We start from the raw sequence: 16656 nt of genomic DNA, 5'->3' as shown, positions 1-16656 counted from the left end.
CCACTTCAGCCTCGGAGCCACCACCGTGACGTCTGAATCCCACTCCCTTACCGGTATGGACGACCCCGCTCTCGGCCCGCCGCCCGGCTGCCCCGCCCACGGAACGGGCCCCGGCGGACTGCGCCGGCTGTACGGCCCCGAGGCGGAGGACCTGTCGGCGCTGTACGAGAAGCTTCGCGCCGAGCACGGCGCGGTGGCACCCGCGTTGCTGCACAACGACGTGCCCATCTGGGTGGTGCTCGGCCACAGCGAGAACCTGCACATGGTGCGCACCCCCTCGCAGTACGCGCGCGACAGCCGCCTGTGGACCGCCGTCCGGAACGGCACGGCGGGCCCCGACCACCCGCTCGCCCCGCACATCACCTGGCAGCCGATCTGCTCCCACGTCGAGGGCGACGAACACCTGCGGCTGCGCGGCGCGGTCACCGGCGCCATGTCGACCATCGACCACCGCGGCATCCGCCGTACCATCAACCGCTCGACCCAGCAGCTCGTCAACGAGTTCTGCGAGCGCGGCAGCGCCGACCTGGTCAGCCAGTTCGCCGAGCACCTCCCGATGGCCGTGATGTGCGACATCCTCGGCATGCCGGAGGAGTACAACGAGCGCATGGTGCAGGCCGCCCGCGACATGCTCAAGGGCACCGAGACGGCCATCGCGAGCAACGAGTACGTCATGGGCGCGCTGACGCGGCTCACCGCGCGCCGCCGGGCCAGGCCCGAGGAGGACTTCGCCAGCCACCTCATCAACCACCCGGCGCGCCTCAGCGACGACGAGATCGGCCAGCACCTGCGTCTCGTCCTCATCGCCGCCTACGAGGCCACGGCGAACCTCATCGCGAACGTGCTGCGCATGGTCCTCACCGACCCGCGTTTCCGCGCGCAGCTCAGCGGCGGCCAGATGACGGTGCCCGAGGCGGTCGAGCAGTCCCTGTGGGACGAGCCGCCGTTCAGCACGGTGTTCGCCTACTTCGCCAAGCAGGAGACGGAACTGGGCGGCCAGCGCATCCGCAAGGGCGACGGACTGCTCTTCGGTATCGCCCCCGGCAACGTCGATCCCCACGTGCGCCCCGACCTCTCGGCGAACATGCAGGGCAACCGCTCCCACCTCGCGTTCGGCGGCGGGCCACACGAGTGCCCGGGTCAGGACATCGGCCGTGCCATCGCCGACACCGGCGTCGACGCGCTGCTGATGCGGTTGCCGGACGTGCAACTGGCGTGCGAGGAGCACGAGTTGCGCTGGACGTCCGCGATCTCCTCGCGGCACCTGGTGGAACTCCCGGTGCGGTTCGAGCCCAAGGCGCAGCAGGACGTGCAGCAGCGTCCCGCCGCGCATCCGGTGCCGGCGCCCCGGCCGGGCTGGCACGTCACGACCGCGCCGCCGCAGCCGCAGCAGGAGGCGCCCGCCCCCGTACCCGAGGCGGCGCCGACCGCGCGGCCGGAGCAGCGGGACCCGGCGCACCAGCTCGGCGCCTGGCAGCGGTTCCTGCGCTGGTGGCGCGGCTACTGAGCCCAGTCGTCGGGGGTGGACCAGGCGCCGAGCACCCGGTCGCTGGTGAACCGGTGATCGTGGCCCGTGACCGGATCGGTGAACTCCAGCGCCCGCGCCAGTAGTTGGAGCGGGCGCCGGAAGTCCCCGGCCGGGACGGGACCGGTCACCACCGGATAGAGCGGGTCGCCGAGGATCGGCACACCCGACGAGCTCATGTGCAGGCGCAGCTGATGGGTCTGCCCGGTGCGGGGGAGGAGCCGGTAGCGGCCGAGACCGGAGCGGTGCTCCAGCAGCTCGATCCGGCTCTCGGCGTTCGGCTCGCCCTCGACCTCGCGGGCGGCGAGCACACCGCGTTCCTTGACGATCCGGCTGCGGACGGTGCGCGGCAGTTCCAGGCCGGGGGAGTACGGGGCCACCGCCTCGTACTCCTTGCTGACCAGCCGGTCGCGGAAGAGCGTCTGGTAGGCGCCGCGCTCCTCGGGGCGCACGGTGAAGAGCACCAGGCCGGCCGTCAGCCGGTCCAGGCGGTGTGCGGCACCGAGCGCGGGGATGCCCAGGTCCCGCCGCAGCCGGGCCAGGACGGTCTCGGCGACGTGGCTGCCGCGCGGGGTGGTGGCGAGGAAGTGAGGTTTGTCGGCCACCACGATGTGCTCGTCCCGGTGGACGACCTCGACGGCGAACGGCACCGGCTCCTCGTCGGGGAGGTCGCGGTGGAACCACACGAACATCCCCGGCACATAGGCGGTGTCGGGGCGCAGGGGCCGCCCGTCCGCCCCGACGATCAGCCCGTCGCCGAGCATCGCGTCGATCACCCCGTCCCCGGCCGCGAGCCGCTCCACCAGGTGCTCGCGCACGGTGGCCCAGCCGCCGCCCTGGGGAAGCCTGATCCGCACGGGGTCCACCCCCGCGCGCTGCGGCAGGGGGGAGGGCGGGATCCGGGGCTTGCGTCTCATCGCGGTCAATCGTACGAGGCGGCGCGGACGCCGCCCCCGACGGACGTGAGCCTCAGGGGCCCCGGGGTCCGAGCCGGGCCCCGGGGTCCGAGGCGAGGGACTCGGTGTGCTCCGGCCGGCCGATGCCGTACCGGGGGACCGGGACGCGTGCCGGGTCCCGGTGTCCGAAGCGGGGGACCCGGTGTCCTTCGCCCGACCGATGCCGTGCCCGGGGACCGGGACGAGTGCCGTGCCCGGAGACCGGGACGAGCGCCGGGGCCGGTGTCCCGCCCCGCGGTCGGGTCAGGAGGAGGCCCCCTCCTGCTCCGCCTCCACCCGCGCGTTCCACTCCCGCTTCGATGCCTGCCAGCCGTCCTCGTTGTGGCCGAGCCGCCAGTACCCGGAGATGGACAGGTCCTCGCGCGGGATCTCCAGCTCGACGCGCAGCAGCCGGCGCAGCTCCTTCACGAAGCCCGCCTCACCGTGCACGAAGGCATGGAGGCGGCCCTGCGGGAACTCCAGGGCGCGCACAGCCTCCACCAGGGCCGCGCCGACCGGCCGGTCACCGCGGTGCAGCCAGACGATCTCCGCGTCCGAGTCGATCTTCTGCTCCTCCTCGGGGCCGGAGACCTCCACGAAGGCCCGGACCTCGGCCCCGTCGGCCAGGGACTCCAGCGCGGCCGCGATGGCGGGCAGCGCGCTCTCGTCGCCGGCCAGCAGGTGCCAGTCGGCGCTCGCGTCCGGGGCGTAGGCACCGCCGGGGCCCAGGAACCGTACCGGTTCACCGGGTTGGACGCGCAGCGCCCAGGGGCCGGCCAGCCCCTCGTCGCCGTGCACCACGAAGTCGAGGGTCAGCTCGCGCTGTTCGGCGTTCCAGTGGCGCACCGTGTACGTCCGGGTGACGGGCCACTGTTCGCGCGGGAACTCCGCGCGGATCCGCTCGATGTCGAACGGCTCGGGGTAGGTGACGCCCTCGGCCCCGAAGAGGAGCTTCACGTAGTGGTCGGTGCAACTGCCGACGGTGAAGTCGGCGAGGCCGTCGCCGCCGAGCACGACCCGCTGCATGTGCGGGGTCAGGCGCTCGGTCCGCACGACACGCGCGGAGTGGGGTTTTGGGGTCCTGCGTGCCGGACGCTCTGCCATGACGGCCTCCCAGTCGGTGCTTAGGCTTACCTAAGTTAGCATCTGCCCCCAGTTAACACCTCACTCCTGAAGTGTCGCGAGCAGCCGCTGCAGGGATCCACCCAGACTCCAGCGCGAGGCCAGCGCCGCCACAGCGGACGGATCGCGCGGCGCGTGCGGCAGCGCGGTGTCGACGTCCGGCAGGGGGACGTCCCCGGCGACCCGCACGACCTTGGGCGCCACCTCCACGTAGGGCCGCGCCTCGTCCAGGCGGCGGCGCTGCGACGGCGTCAGCCGGGACTTCGGGTCGTCGACCGCGGCCATGATGCCGGCCAGGTCCCCGAACTCGGCGAGCAGCTTCGCGGCCGTCTTCTCCCCGATGCCGGGGACGCCCGGCAGCCCGTCGCTGGGGTCGCCGCGCAGCAGCGCCAGATCCACGTACCCGGCGCCGTCGACCCCGTACTTCTCGCGCAGCCACGCCTCGTCGGTGAGCTGGAGCGAGGCGACGCCCTTGAGCGGGTACAGGACGCGGATCCCCCGCTCGTCGTCGACCAGTTGGTACAGGTCGCGGTCGCCGGTGACGATGTCGACCGGGCCCGTGGCGCGCCCGGCGAAGGTGCCGATCACGTCGTCCGCCTCGTACCCCTCGACGCCCACGCGGGCGATGCCGAGCGCGTCGAGCACGGCCTCGATGACGGGCACCTGCGGCGACAGGGTGTCCGGCACCTCCTCCTCGTCCGGGCCGAGCGCGCGCTCCTCGGCCACGCGGTGCGCCTTGTAGGAGGGGATGAGGTCGACCCGCCACTGGGGGCGCCAGTCGGCGTCCATGCAGGCCACGAGGTCGTCCGGCCGGTGGTCCTTGACCAGGCGGTCGATGAAATCGAGGAGTCCGCGCACGGCGTTCACCGGGGTGCCGTCCGGTGCCTTCACCGAGTCGGGGACCCCGAAGTAGGCCCGGAAGTACAGGGAGGCGGTGTCGAGCAGCATCAGGCGTCTGGTCACCCTCCGCATCATGCCGTACGCCACCGACAGTCACCGGCCGTGCGGAGCCCGGTGTCCGGCGGGCGCCCTACACGGGAAACGTGTACGCCCTGTGAACTGAACCACTCCGGCGTTTGGTCCGCATAAGCAAGGGCAGGTGCCGGGCCGGAGCGAAGCCGGTCGTATGTTCAACAACTGCTGACGAATGCCATCCGGTCGAGCGGACGGAATCCGCCTCGCTCCACGGCCCGCCGGCGGGGGAGGCGGGCCGTCGTGGTTCGACATGAGAGGCGCCCGTGGCATCCAGGCTAGAAGCGGAACATCTGTACAAGGTGTTCGGCAGACGACCCGAAGACGCGGTGGAACGGCTCCGTTCGGGAGCCGACCGCGAGGAACTGCGTGAGGACGGCGCCACCGCCGCCGTCATCGACGCCTCGTTCACGGTGGAACCGGGCCAGATCTTCGTGGTCATGGGCCTGTCCGGGTCGGGCAAGTCCACGCTGCTGCGCATGCTCAACGGGTTGCTGGAGCCGACCTCCGGACACGTGCGCTTCGACGGCCAGGACCTGACGGGGCTGAGCCCGCGGGCCCTGCGCGAGGTCCGTTCGAAGAAGATCAGCATGGTCTTCCAGCACTTCGCGCTCTTCCCGCACCGCAGCGTCCGCGAGAACGCCGCCTACGGCCTGGAGGTCCAGGGCGTGCCGGGCGCCGAACGCAGGGAGCGCGCCGCGCAGGCGCTCGAGATGGTCGGCCTCGCCGGCTGGGAGGACTCCTGGCCCGACGAGCTGTCCGGCGGCATGCAGCAGCGTGTGGGTCTGGCCCGCGCGCTCGCCACCGACGCCGATCTGCTGCTGATGGACGAGTCCTTCAGCGCGCTCGACCCGCTGATCCGGCGTGACATGCAGGACCAGCTGACCGAACTGCAGAAGAAGCTCAAGAAGACCATCGTCTTCATCACGCACGACCTCAACGAGGCCATGCGACTGGGCGACCGGATCGCCGTGATGCGCGACGGCCGCATCGTCCAGACCGGCACCGCCGAGGACATCCTGGTGCGCCCCGCGAACGACTACGTCGCCTCCTTCACCCAGGACGTCGACCGCTCCCGGGTGCTCACCGCGGAATCGGTGATGGACACGGACGTACGCGGCGACGAGGCGGACTGCTCCTGCGAGACCGCCACGCCCGACACCTCGTTCACCGAGCTGTGCGCGATCAGCGCCCGGCTGTCGCACCCGGTCGCGGTGCTCGACGGCGAGCGCGGACTGGTCGGGGTCGTGCCCCGGCAGCGGCTCGTCGGCTTCCTCGGCGACCAGCAGGGTGAGCCCGCGTCCTGCGGCGCCCCGGGCGGCACCGGCGTCCAGGTGGTGACGGCCGGTGCCTAGGATCCCCTTCGGCGACTGGGTCAACGACGCGGTCGACTGGCTGCTGAACCACATGTCGTGGCTGTTCGACTTCCTCAAGACCGTCTTCCTGGGCGCCTTCGACGGCATCGACGCCGTCCTCCAGGCCCCCGAACCGCTGCTCCTCGCCGGCATCTTCGCCGTGATCGCCTTCTGGCTGCGCGGGACCTCCGCCGGTGTCCTCACCTTCGTGGGCTTCGCCTTCATCGACTCCCTCGAACTGTGGGAGGACGCGATGGTGACGCTGTCGCTCGTCCTCGTGGCGACGCTCATCGCGCTGGTGATCTCCGTGCCCGTGGGTATCTGGGCGGCGCGTTCCGACCGGGTCAGCGGACTGGTCCGGCCGGTCCTCGACTTCATGCAGACGCTGCCCGCGATGATCTACCTCATCCCGGCGATCCTCTTCTTCGGCACCGGCGCCCCCGCGGGCATCGTGGCCACCCTGATCTTCGCGCTGGCACCCGGCGTGCGGATGACGGAGCTCGGCATCCGCCAGGTCGACAAGGAACTGGTCGAGGCCGCCGACGCGTTCGGCACCACACCCGGCAACACCCTGCTGCGCATCCAGCTGCCCCTGGCGCTGCCCACCGTCATGGCCGGCGTCAACCAGGTCATCATGCTGGGCCTGTCCATGGCCGCCATCGCCGGCATGGTCGGCACCGGCGGTCTCGGCGGCGACGTCAACGAGGCCATCGGCCAGCTGAACGTGGGCCTCGGCTCCGAGGCCGGTGTCGCCATCGTCATCCTCGCCATCTACCTGGACCGCATGACGAGCGCCCTGGGCACCCAGGTCTCGCCGCTCGGCCGCCGCGCCGCCGCCAAGCTGCGCGCCGCGCGAGGACTCACCGTCTGGTCCTACCGCCCGCGCCCGGCCGTCGCCGTCGTCGGTATGGTCGTGCTCGCGCTGGTCGCGGGCGGCATGGGCGTCTTCGGCGGGTCCGGGGACAGCACCACCGCCGCCTCCGACGGCAAGAACGTCGGGCAGGGCAAGAAGATCACCATCGGCTACATCCCCTGGGACGAGGGCGTCGCCTCCACCTTCCTGTGGAAGGAGATCCTGGAGAAGCGCGGGTACGACGTCGACACCAAGCAGTTCGACGCGGGACCGCTCTACACCTCCCTCGCGCAGGGCGACATCGACTTCCAGACCGACTCCTGGCTGCCGACCACGCACGCGGAGTACTGGAAGAAGTACGGGAAGCAGCTCGACGACCTGGGCTCCTGGTACGGCCCGACGTCGCTGGAGCTGAGCGTGCCCGCGTACATGAAGGACGTCGACTCGCTGGCCGACCTCAAGGGCCGGGCGGACGAGTTCGGCGGCAAGATCACCGGCATCGAGTCCAGCGCCGGGATGATGGGCCTGCTCAAGAGCAAGGTGCTCAAGGAGTACGGGCTCGACAAGGAGTACAAGGTCGTCGACAGCTCCACGCCGGCGATGCTGGCCGAGCTGAAGCGCGCCTACGCCAAGAAGAAGCCGGTCGTCGTCACCCTGTGGTCGCCGCACTGGGCGTACAGCGACTACCGGCTGAAGAAGCTCAAGGACCCCGAGGGCGCCTGGGGCAAGGGCGACGGGGTGCACACCCTCGCGCGCAAGGGCTTCGCCCAGGACGACCCGGTCGTCGCCAAGTGGCTCAAGAACTTCCGGATGACCGAGAAGCAGCTCACCGGTCTCGAGGCGGAGATCAACAAGGCGGGCAAGGGCAGGCAGCAGGACGCCGTCCGCGCCTGGCTGAAGCGGAACCCCGGTGTCGTCGACAAGCTGGCCCCGGTCAAGAGCGCGTCCGACGCCCCGGCCGAGGCGAAGCGCGCGGTCAACGTCGCCTGGTTCCCCTGGGACGAGGACGTCGCCGTCACCTACCTCTGGAAGAACGTCCTGGCCCGGCGCGGCTACACGCTGAACCTCAAGCAGATGGACGTCGGCCCGGTCTACACCGGCCTCGCGAGCGGTGACCTGGACGTCAACTTCGACGCGTGGCTGCCCTACGCGCAGAAGAACTACTGGGACAAGCACAAGGACGACCTGAAGGACCTGGGCACCTGGTACGAGCCCACGTCGCTGGAGGTCGCCGTGCCCTCCTACGTCAAGGGCGTGAAGTCCCTGGAGGACCTCAAGGGCAAGGCGGGCACCTTCGACGGGAAGATCATCGGCATCGAGCCGGGCACCGGCGAGATGAACCTCCTCAAGAAGAAGGTCCTGCCCGGCTACGGCCTGGACAAGGAGTACAAGGTCGTCGACGGCTCCACGCCCGCGATGCTGGCCGAGCTGAAGCGCGCGTACGCCAAGAAGGAGCCCGTCGCCGTCGTCCTGTGGTCCCCGCACTGGGCCTACAGCGAGTACGGCCTCACCAAGCTGAAGGACGACAAGAAGCTCTTCGGCGAGGGCAACACGATCCGCACCATCTCCAGCGAGAAGTTCCCCGCGCGGTATCCGCAGCTCACGAAGTGGATCAAGGACTTCAGGATGAGCGAGGACGAACTCGGCAGCCTGGAGGCGGAGATCAAGGACCGCGGCCAGGGGCACGAGGAGGATGCCGTCGCCGCGTGGCTGAAGGAGCACCCGGACATGGTGGAGCGGATGGCGCCGCAGTAGTCGCGAGCTCCGCGCCCGGCTCCGGCCGGTGGTGAGGGGTGGGTTTCGCCGCACGGTCCCGTGCGTGTGGCGAAGCCCACCCCTCACGGCGTTCCCGGGGCGCGGGAGTCTCCGTACGCTCGACTCCGCCCGTACGCCCGCCCCTGTGAGAAGCCCGCCGTGACCGCACGTCCGCCCAGGTCCGCGCCGCTCGCCGCCCTCCTCGCGGTACCGGCGGCCGTCGTGCTGCTGCTCGGCCCGCTGCCCCACACCGGCGCGCGGGCCGTGTCCGGGGCGGCCTCACGGTTCGTGGAACTGGCCGGGGACGTGCGCGACTCGGACGGCCACACCTACGGCACCCGGGACGGCACGGGCCGCACGATGGACGCCGCGCAGATCGTGCAGGCACCCGGCGGCGGATACCTCGCCGTCTACCACACCGCCCTCGCCGACGGCCGGTTCCACGCGGCGCTCGCCACCTCGGCCGACCTGCGCACCTGGACCCGCCGGCACGACTTCGGCGCCGGGACGAGCCAGCCCCCCTCGCTCCCGACGACCGTGGCGGCTACGTCCTCGCCTACGAAAAAGATCCGGACAACCACATAGCGGTACGCGGCTACCGGACCCGAGCGGCGCTGCCGGCCGGTGACTTCGACCGGTCGTTCGACGCGCCGCGCACCCTGTCCCGCTGCGCCGAGGGCACGCCGGACGTCACCTCGGTGCGCGGCGGCACGGGCCGGCTGACCGGCCACTACCGCGCGGCGTGCGACACCGACCGTCAACTGAGCGCCGTGCTCACGGACTTCACCTCCTGGCGGGCCCGTCCCGACCAGCGGCTCGACCGCGCCCTGGAGTCCTGGGGGACCGGCGGCAACATAGGGGACCGCTCCCGGTTCCGGCTCGACGGCGCCGTCCTCGTCCTGATCGAGGGCCAGCGCCACCGCGGTGACTTCGGGAGCTGGCGGACGTACGCCTACGATCCCGCCACCGGACGGGCCGGCCGGCTCAGCCCGCGCACCCACGGCGGCAGCCGCGCCTTCGCCAACCCCTCGGCGACCCTGCTCACAGGTCCGAGGGGCCGCCCGGCGCTGCTGGTCAGCGTTTTCGTCCCTCAGGAGGGGGCGGCGCCGGGTGAGTCGGGACAGCTCCTCTATTGGCGCGAACTGTGACCCCGGGCGTCCCCCGGCATGACGGCGATGTGACGGCCGCGTGAAACGGTTTGCCGAACATGCGTAGGGTGCAGACAACTCATCAGAAGCAGCACGGTGAGAATCGGCCGGAAGCGGTGGACCGACGAGCGTAGGAGGGAGCCGGAGCTATGGGCGACCACAAAGAACAGCCCCTGCGGGTGGGCGCGGCCGTCCGGCGGCGGCGCCGGGCACTGGAGCTCACCCTCGCCGTCGTGGCCGAGCGCAGCGGCCTGTCGGTGCCCTTCCTCAGCCAGGTCGAGAACGAGCGGGCCAGGCCCAGCAGGCGCAGCCTGGAGCGGGTGGCCGGCGCCCTGGACACCACCGCGGGTGAACTGCTCGCCGCCGCCGACCCGGCGTGCAGTGTCGACGTCGTGCGCGCCGACGGTGCCGAACTCACTCCCGAAGCCCATGTGCGCCCCCTGGTGCGCGGTCACCACCAGTTGCACGCCACGGAGTTCACCGGCGACCACGACGCGGGCCGCGAACTCCAGCATCGCAACGACCAGTTGATGTACGTCGCGGACGGGGCCGTGGAGGTCGAGGCGGAGGGGCGGGCGCACCGTCTCGGACGCGGCGACACCCTGTACCTGACGGGCGGCGTGCGGCACCGGTGGCGGGCGACCGTGCCGGACACGCGGGTCGTCGTCGTGGCCGTCGCCGACCACATCGACCCGCTGGAGGACCGGCACGCCTTCGGCGGCCGTTGACCCGGCCCGTCCGTCCGTTCTTCCGCCGTCCGCGGAACCCTGTGAGGAGACGCCTGTCATGACCGGGTCCCGGGGCGCGGTGACCCGCGTGGTCTCGCTCGTGCCCTCGCTCACGGAGGCCGTCGCCGAGACGCTGCCCGGCGCCCTCGTCGGCGCCACCGACTGGTGCACGCACCCGGCGGGCCTCGACGTCGCCCGGATCGGGGGCACCAAGAACCCCGACGTCGACGCGGTCCGCCGGCTCGCCCCCGACCTGGTCGTCGCCAACGAGGAGGAGAACCGCGAGCCCGACCTCGCCGCCCTGCGCGCCGCCGGAGTCGAGGTCCTGGTCACCGAGGTACGCGACGTGCCCGGCGCCTTCCGTGAACTGGACCGCGTGCTGCGGGCCTGCGGGGCGAAGGGGCGCCCGCGATGGCTCGACCAGGCGGAGGCGGCGTGGTCGGAGCCGGACCTGCCCGGGCCGCTCGCCTCGTCCGGCGGCCCGGCACGCCGTACGACGGCCGTCGTGCCCGTCTGGCGGCGACCCTGGATGGTGCTGGGCCGGGACACCTTCGCCGGGGACGTGCTGGCCCGGCTGGGCGTGGACCACCTGTACGCGGCGCACGCGGAGCGCTATCCGCGTGTCCCTCTGGAGGAGCTGCGGGAGGCGGACCCCGACCTCGTGGTGCTGCCGGACGAGCCCTACCGCTTCACGGCCGAGGACGGGCCCGAGGCGTTCGCGGGGACGCCCTGCGCGCTCGTCAGCGGGCGCCATCTCACCTGGTACGGGCCCTCGCTGGCCGAGGCCCCGCGGGTCATCGGCGAGGCGCTGCGAGCAGCTCGCCGCTGACCAGCCCGCGGCCCGTCCGGACGGCCGCCACCGCCCAGGCCGCCACGAGCAGCGCGTACAGGGCGACGGCGAGGGCGTCGAACGCGACCAGCCCGGTGCGCCGGGCGAGCCCCTCGGCGCCCGTGACGCACGTCCCCACCGGGAAGGTGAACGCCCACCAGGTCATGGTGAACCGCATGCCCCGGCGCCGCGCCCGCAGCACCATCGCGCCGGCCAGGCACAGCCAGAGCAGGGCGAAGCCCATGACCGGGACGCCGTACAGCACCGCGAGGACCCCGAGGCCCCGCTCGTACGGGACGGGGACGGCACCGGGGGCGTACCGGGCGAACTTGTCGGCGGCGGTCGTGGACTGGCCGAGCGGGCCGAGGACCAGGAACAGGGTCGGGGTCAGGGCGAGCGGGAGCGGCCCGGCGGACAGCAGGCGGGCGAAGACCAGCGGGAGCAGCAGGGCGGTGGCCAGCAGGCTCAGGCCGAACATCGCGACGCAGGCGAACAGGAGGCTCTCCCGGGCCTGCCCGGGCGGCAGGTGGGGCACGAGGAGCGGGCCCGCGGCGGCAGACACCATCGGCGCGACGACGGGCAGCAGCCACACCGGTGTGGCCGTGCCGGGGGCGGCCCGGTGCCGGGTCACCATCAGGTACGGCACCGCCACGGCCGCGGCCAGACCGACGGCCGTACCGGCGGTGAACAGCACGGCGTCCAGGGCGAGCGCCGCGCCGGTGCCGATCCAGTCCTCGCCGACGACGAGCGCGCCGCCGCCCACCGCGACCAGGGCCATCGCCAGGCAGCCGTAGAACGGCGCCATCGCGGGGTCGAGGAGGTGCGCGCGAGCCTGGTCGCGGTGGTGGACCCAGTGCAGGGCCCGGGCGCCGAGCAGGACGGCGAGCGCGATCAGCGAGAGCGCCCAGACACCCGTGCAGGCGGTCCGCAGTCCGGGGACGTCCCCGGGGAGCCCCGCGCCCGCCGTGGCCACGATCGCCGTCCCCATCACGCACGCGTACCAGTTCGGCCCGAGGTGCCGGACGGCGACCGCCCGCGGGCGGCGGGACTCGGCGGCGGGGAGGAGCGCGAGGGGCTGGGCTGCGGTGACCATGGGTCCACGGTGCCGCCGGGACCGGCCCCCCACCAGGGACTATGCGTCTATGAGGGCATAAGCTGGGTTTATGGGCGAGGAGCGTGGGCGTGGTGGAGATGGCTGAGGAGCCGCAGCCGGCGGGCGGGACGGCGCAAGCGGCCGGCATCGCGCACCGGGTGCCCGACCTCGGCGCGCTGGAGCTGCTGCTGGCCGTGGCGCGGCTGGGCAGCCTCGGGCGGGCCGCCCGTGAGGTGGGCATCACGCAGCCGGCCGCCAGCAGCCGGATCCGATCCATGGAGCGGCAGCTCGGCGTCGCCCTGGTGGACCGCTCGCCGCGCGGCTCGCGCCTGACCGACGCCGGGGTGCTGGTCACCGACTGGGCGCGGCGGATCGTCGAGGCGGCGGAGGCGTTCGACGCGGGCGCGCAGGCGCTGCGGGGCCGGCGTGACTCGCGGCTGCGGGTGGCGGCGAGCATGACGATCGCCGAGTACCTGCTGCCGGGCTGGCTGATCGCGCTGCGCGCCCAGCGTCCGGACACGGCGGTGTCGCTGCTCGCGGGCAACTCGGCGGCGGTCGCCGAACGGCTGCTGGCCGACGAGGCCGACCTCGGGTTCGTGGAGGGGCTGGCGGCTCCGGCCGGGCTGGACTCGGTGGTCATCGCGCACGACGACCTCATCGTGGTGGTCGCGCCGAGCCATCCCTGGGCGCGGCGGCGTGCCCCGCTCGCGGCGTCGGAGCTGGCGGCGACGCCTCTCATCCTCCGTGAGAAGGGCTCGGGCACCCGCCAGGTCCTCGACGCGGCGCTGGGCGGGCTGGCCCTGCCGCTGCTCGAACTGTCCTCGACCACGGCGGTCAAGGCGGCGGCGGTGAGCGGCGCGGGCCCGGCTGTGCTGAGCGAACTCGCCCTCGGCGAGGAGCTGTCCTCCCACCGCCTGGTCGGCATCCCGCTGGCCGACGTGCGGCTGCACCGGTCGCTGCGCGCGGTCTGGCCCACGGGCCACCGCCCGACGGGCCCGGCGAGGGACCTGCTGACCCTGACCCGGAGCCGCGCCTAGGGGGTCTCCGGAGCCCCGCCGCCCAAGGACCGCCGAGCGGCGTCCCCGGCCCCACGAAGCTCCCGTCGGACCGGCTGCCGGTGGCCCCGGGGGCGGCGTCGTGCTCGCCGCGCCGGTGCTCGCCGCCGTCCGGGCCGTGGCGCACGGGGCGCGCTGGCGGCAGGGCGAGCGGACGCGCCTGACGGGCCGCGTCCGCCGCAGCACGGAAACGGCCGTGGCGTCCTTCCTCGTCAGGGGTGGCGCCACCGGCCGTCTCGGGCGTCGCGGACGGTCCGGCTCGGCGCCCGTCGCTCACGCGGACGCGGCCCGCACCAGGGCCCGCATCACGCGGGGGTCCTCGCCCATCTCCGGGTGCCACTGCACCCCGAGCGCCCAGGAACCGCCGGGGAGTTCGACCGCCTCGATCGTCCCGTCGTCCGCGTGGGCCGAGGCGATCAGGCCCTCGGCGAGGCGCTCCACCGCCTGGTGGTGGTAGGCCGGTACGGAAGCGGGCTCGGGTACGGCGTCCGCGTAGCGCGTCCCGGGCACGGGCCGCACCTCGTGCTCCCCGAAGACGCCGACGTCCTTCACGTGCCCTTCCAGGTGCTGCACGAGGGTGCCGCCGAGGGCGACGTTCAGCAGCTGCATCCCCCGGCAGATCCCCAGCAAAGGGGTCCCGGACGCCAACGCGGCCTCGATCAGGGCGAGTTCCCAGGCGTCCCGGGCAGGCGCGGGCGGCCCCGTGAGCGGGGAGCGCTCGGCGCCGTAGCGCGCGGGGTCGACGTCCGGGCCGCCCGCCACGACCACCCCGTCCAGACGGGCGACGGTCTGCGCGGCGTAGGCCGGATCGTCCGGCGGCAGCATGACGGCGAGCCCGCCCGCCTGCCGCACCAGACGCGGATAGCCGTCCGGCAGCAGTACGGCGTCGAGCGTCCACACGCCCCAGCGCACGCCGGTCTCGTAGTACGTACTCACGCCGATCAGCGGTCTGCCCACGCTGCTCTCCTCGTGCCGTGGTGCGGCGGGGCCTTCCCGCGCGGAGGGGACGCATGCTCCGGGATTCAATGGAGCACGTTCATACCTTTGCGGGACGGACGGAGGTAAAGCAAGTCCTGGCGGGGTTCCGGTGGATCACGTGAGGAAGCCGCGCAGCAGGGCTGCCGTCCCCGCGCAGTGCTCGCGCATGATCTCCCGGGCCGCGTCCGCGTCCCCGTCCAGCACGGCCTCGACCAGGGCGATGTGCTGGCGCTGCGAGTGCTCAAGGTTGCGCACCAGCAGGGGGATGCAGTCGAGCAGGTCGTTGAGACTCGCCCGTACGGCCGCGTACCGGGCCGTGAGCGAGGGGGAACCGGACAGCTCGGCGAGCGTGAGGTGCAGCAGGGTGTCCAGCCGCCGGTACTCCGCCAGCGGGGCGTCGTGCGTGCCCGCCAGCGCCCCGCGCAGCCGGGCCGCCTGCTCCGCGGTGAGGCCGTGAGTCGCGCACAGCCCGGCCGCGCCCACCTCAAGGACCTCCCGGAAGCGCAGCACGTCCTCGATGTCGACCGCCCGGCTGCGGCGGCGCAGCTCGTCCTCGCCGGCCGCGTCGGCGCGCGCCCGTACGAACGTGCCGCCGTACCGGCCGCGCCTCGACTCGACCAGCCCCTCGTCCTGGAGCACCTTCAGCACCTCGCGCAGCGTCACCCGGCTGATGCCCAGCCGCTCCGCCAGCTCCCGCTCGGCCGGCAGCCGCTCGCCGCCGGGCACCAGGCCGAGCCGGACGACCTGGAGGATCTGTTCGAGCGCCTCCTCGAAGCCGTTGCCCGCCCGCACCGGCCGCAGCACCGGCGTCAGCCGGTCCGCGAACCCCCCCGCGTCACCGCCGGAATCCGTCTGCGGCATCCGGTCGTGCCCCCTTCCCAAGCAATGGTTCTCCGCAATACCTTATGGCTTCCGGCTGACCGAAGGAGGCCCTTCCCGTGGCAGACCGCACACCCCCGCTCGCCGTCGAGGAGCTGCACGCCCTCGTCGCGGGCGGTGAGATCGACACGGTCGTCCTGGCCTTCCCCGACATGCAGGGGCGGCTCCAGGGCAAGCGGTTCGCCGCCCGCTTCTTCCTCGACGAGGTCCTGGAGCACGGCACCGAGGGCTGCAACTACCTGCTCGCCGTCGACACCGAGATGAACACGGTCGAGGGCTACGGCATGTCCTCCTGGGACCGGGGCTACGGCGACTTCGCCATGCACCCGGACCTCGGCACCCTGCGCCGGGTCCCCTGGAACGAGGGAACCGCCCTGCTCATCGCGGACCTCGCCTGGGAGGACGGCTCCCCGGTGGTCGCGGCACCGCGCCAGATCCTGCGCCGCCAGCTGGAGCGGCTGGCCGGACTCGGCTACACGGCCCAGGTCGGCACGGAGCTGGAGTTCATCGTCTTCAAGGACACCTACGAGCAGGCCTGGGACGCGCACTACCGGGGACTGACACCCGCCAACCAGTACAACATCGACTACTCGGTCCTCGGCACCGGCCGCATCGAACCCCTGCTGCGCCGCATCCGCAACGAGATGCAGGCCGCCGGGCTGACCGTCGAGTCCGCCAAGGGCGAGTGCAATCCAGGCCAGCACGAGATCGTCTTCCGGTACGACGAGGCGCTCGTCACCTGCGACCAGCACGCCGTCTACAAGACCGGGGCCAAGGAGATCGCCGCCCAGGAAGGCGTCTCCCTCACCTTCATGGCCAAGTACAACGAGCGCGAGGGCAACTCCTGCCACATCCACCTCTCGCTCGCCGACCAGGACGGCGCCAACGCCATGGCGGGCGACGGGCCCGGCGGGATGTCGCCCCTCATGCGGCACTTCCTCGCCGGCCAGCTCGCCGCGCTCCGGGACTTCTCGCTGCTCTACGCCCCCAACATCAACTCGTACAAGCGGTTCCAGCCCGGCTCCTTCGCGCCGACCGCCGTCGCCTGGGGCCACGACAACCGCACCTGCGCCCTGCGCGTCGTCGGTCACGGCCGCTCGCTGCGCTTCGAGAACCGGCTGCCCGGCGGGGACGTCAACCCGCACCTGGCCGTCGCCGGACTCGTCGCGGCCGGCCTGTACGGCGTCGAGCACGAACTGGAGCTGCCGGAGCCCTGCGCGGGCAACGCGTACGCGGCCGACTACGACCATGTCCCCACCACCCTGCGCGAGGCCGCCGAGCTCTGGGAGAACAGCCCCATCGCCCGCGCCGCCTTCGGCGACGAGGTCGTCGCGCACTACCGCAACATGGCGCGGGTCGAGCTGGACGCCTTCGACGCCGCGGTGACCGACTGGGAGCTGCGCCGCTCCTTCGAACGCATGTGAGGCCC

Annotated in this window: 15 protein-coding genes; 9 read left to right on the top strand and 6 right to left on the bottom strand. The window is 72.8% G+C overall.

The annotated features are described in order from the left end of the window. Positions 1–55 precede the first annotated feature (55 nt). The gene (locus ACZ4VA_RS15715; RefSeq protein ID WP_356172578.1) at positions 56–1507 is read left to right on the top strand and encodes a cytochrome P450; all 1452 of its coding nucleotides are present in this window, start codon (positions 56–58) and stop codon (positions 1505–1507) included. On the opposite strand, the gene ACZ4VA_RS15710 is transcribed toward ACZ4VA_RS15715, so the two are convergent. From ACZ4VA_RS15710 to ACZ4VA_RS15700, 3 genes are all read right to left on the bottom strand, one after another. Continuing rightward, on the bottom strand, positions 1501–2442 hold the full coding sequence (locus ACZ4VA_RS15710; protein ID WP_355782027.1) for an RluA family pseudouridine synthase: 942 nt from the start codon (positions 2440–2442) through the stop codon (positions 1501–1503). The two genes, ACZ4VA_RS15715 and ACZ4VA_RS15710, sit on opposite strands and share 7 nt — an antisense overlap. 282 nt (positions 2443–2724) lie before the next feature. Beyond that, positions 2725–3564, bottom strand: a complete 840-nt coding sequence (locus ACZ4VA_RS15705) for a siderophore-interacting protein (protein ID WP_355782024.1) — start codon at positions 3562–3564, stop codon at positions 2725–2727. 60 nt (positions 3565–3624) lie between these two features. Beyond that, positions 3625–4554 carry a 5'-3' exonuclease gene (locus ACZ4VA_RS15700; RefSeq protein ID WP_356172621.1) on the bottom strand — a complete coding sequence of 310 codons (930 nt, stop codon included), beginning with the start codon at positions 4552–4554 and terminating at the stop codon, positions 3625–3627. A 266-nt stretch (positions 4555–4820) separates the two neighbouring features. On the opposite strand from ACZ4VA_RS15700, the gene ACZ4VA_RS15695 reads away from it, so the two are divergent. The 6 genes from ACZ4VA_RS15695 to ACZ4VA_RS15670 all read left to right on the top strand — a co-directional run bounded on the left by ACZ4VA_RS15695 (position 4821) and on the right by ACZ4VA_RS15670 (position 11222). Then, the gene (locus ACZ4VA_RS15695; protein ID WP_355782022.1) at positions 4821–5909 is read left to right on the top strand and encodes a quaternary amine ABC transporter ATP-binding protein; all 1089 of its coding nucleotides are present in this window, start codon (positions 4821–4823) and stop codon (positions 5907–5909) included. Then, positions 5902–8517, top strand: a complete 2616-nt coding sequence (locus ACZ4VA_RS15690; protein WP_468081678.1) for an ABC transporter permease/substrate binding protein — start codon at positions 5902–5904, stop codon at positions 8515–8517. The genes ACZ4VA_RS15695 and ACZ4VA_RS15690 overlap by 8 nt, the downstream gene beginning before the upstream one ends. Before the next feature lie 159 nt (positions 8518–8676). Then, positions 8677–9102, top strand: coding sequence for a hypothetical protein (locus ACZ4VA_RS15685; RefSeq protein WP_468081676.1), 426 nt, complete (start codon positions 8677–8679; stop codon positions 9100–9102). 113 nt (positions 9103–9215) lie between these two features. Continuing rightward, positions 9216–9665 (top strand): hypothetical protein, encoded by a 450-nt coding sequence (locus tag ACZ4VA_RS15680; protein WP_468081674.1) that lies wholly within the window; start codon positions 9216–9218, stop codon positions 9663–9665. Positions 9666–9814: 149 nt separating this feature from the next. Further along, positions 9815–10393 (top strand): helix-turn-helix domain-containing protein, encoded by a 579-nt coding sequence (locus tag ACZ4VA_RS15675; protein WP_356172590.1) that lies wholly within the window; start codon positions 9815–9817, stop codon positions 10391–10393. Between the two features lie 58 nt (positions 10394–10451). Then, positions 10452–11222, top strand: a complete 771-nt coding sequence (locus ACZ4VA_RS15670) for a helical backbone metal receptor (RefSeq protein ID WP_356172593.1) — start codon at positions 10452–10454, stop codon at positions 11220–11222. On the opposite strand, the gene ACZ4VA_RS15665 is transcribed toward ACZ4VA_RS15670, so the two are convergent. Beyond that, complete coding sequence (locus ACZ4VA_RS15665; RefSeq protein WP_356172596.1) at positions 11188–12315, bottom strand: TDT family transporter; 1128 nt, start codon at positions 12313–12315, stop codon at positions 11188–11190. The genes ACZ4VA_RS15670 and ACZ4VA_RS15665 overlap by 35 nt on opposite strands. Before the next feature lie 98 nt (positions 12316–12413). Here ACZ4VA_RS15665 and ACZ4VA_RS15660 point away from each other — a divergent pair, with 98 nt between their 5' ends. After that, positions 12414–13352, top strand: a complete 939-nt coding sequence (locus tag ACZ4VA_RS15660) for a LysR family transcriptional regulator (RefSeq protein WP_468081829.1) — start codon at positions 12414–12416, stop codon at positions 13350–13352. A gap of 291 nt (positions 13353–13643) precedes the next feature. On the opposite strand, the gene ACZ4VA_RS15655 is transcribed toward ACZ4VA_RS15660, so the two are convergent. Continuing rightward, on the bottom strand, positions 13644–14327 hold the full coding sequence (locus ACZ4VA_RS15655) for a gamma-glutamyl-gamma-aminobutyrate hydrolase family protein (RefSeq protein ID WP_468081671.1): 684 nt from the start codon (positions 14325–14327) through the stop codon (positions 13644–13646). A 135-nt stretch (positions 14328–14462) separates the two neighbouring features. Continuing rightward, entirely contained in the window at positions 14463–15209 is a 747-nt protein-coding gene (locus ACZ4VA_RS15650) for a FadR/GntR family transcriptional regulator (protein ID WP_355786110.1), read from the bottom strand. Between the two features lie 77 nt (positions 15210–15286). On the opposite strand from ACZ4VA_RS15650, the gene ACZ4VA_RS15645 reads away from it, so the two are divergent. Continuing rightward, entirely contained in the window at positions 15287–16651 is a 1365-nt protein-coding gene (locus ACZ4VA_RS15645; RefSeq protein ID WP_355786107.1) for a glutamine synthetase family protein, read from the top strand. Positions 16652–16656 lie beyond the last annotated feature (5 nt).

The sequence above is a fragment of the Streptomyces sp. NPDC028308 genome (assembly GCF_055565855.1).
Note: the sequence above shows the minus strand (reverse complement) of the source record. Positions and strands in the feature narration are given on the sequence as shown.

Coding starts and splice junctions, on each gene's coding strand:
- ACZ4VA_RS15705 (WP_355782024.1), bottom strand. CDS start 3,564: ATGGCAGAGCGTCCGGCACGCAGGACCCCAAAACCCCACTCCGCGCGT.
- ACZ4VA_RS15715 (WP_356172578.1), top strand. CDS start 56: ATGGACGACCCCGCTCTCGGCCCGCCGCCCGGCTGCCCCGCCCACGGA.
- ACZ4VA_RS15675 (WP_356172590.1), top strand. CDS start 9,815: ATGGGCGACCACAAAGAACAGCCCCTGCGGGTGGGCGCGGCCGTCCGG.
- ACZ4VA_RS15700 (WP_356172621.1), bottom strand. CDS start 4,554: ATGCGGAGGGTGACCAGACGCCTGATGCTGCTCGACACCGCCTCCCTG.
- ACZ4VA_RS15665 (WP_356172596.1), bottom strand. CDS start 12,315: ATGGTCACCGCAGCCCAGCCCCTCGCGCTCCTCCCCGCCGCCGAGTCC.
- ACZ4VA_RS15660 (WP_468081829.1), top strand. CDS start 12,414: ATGGCTGAGGAGCCGCAGCCGGCGGGCGGGACGGCGCAAGCGGCCGGC.
- ACZ4VA_RS15650 (WP_355786110.1), bottom strand. CDS start 15,209: ATGCCGCAGACGGATTCCGGCGGTGACGCGGGGGGGTTCGCGGACCGG.
- ACZ4VA_RS15710 (WP_355782027.1), bottom strand. CDS start 2,442: ATGAGACGCAAGCCCCGGATCCCGCCCTCCCCCCTGCCGCAGCGCGCG.
- ACZ4VA_RS15670 (WP_356172593.1), top strand. CDS start 10,452: ATGACCGGGTCCCGGGGCGCGGTGACCCGCGTGGTCTCGCTCGTGCCC.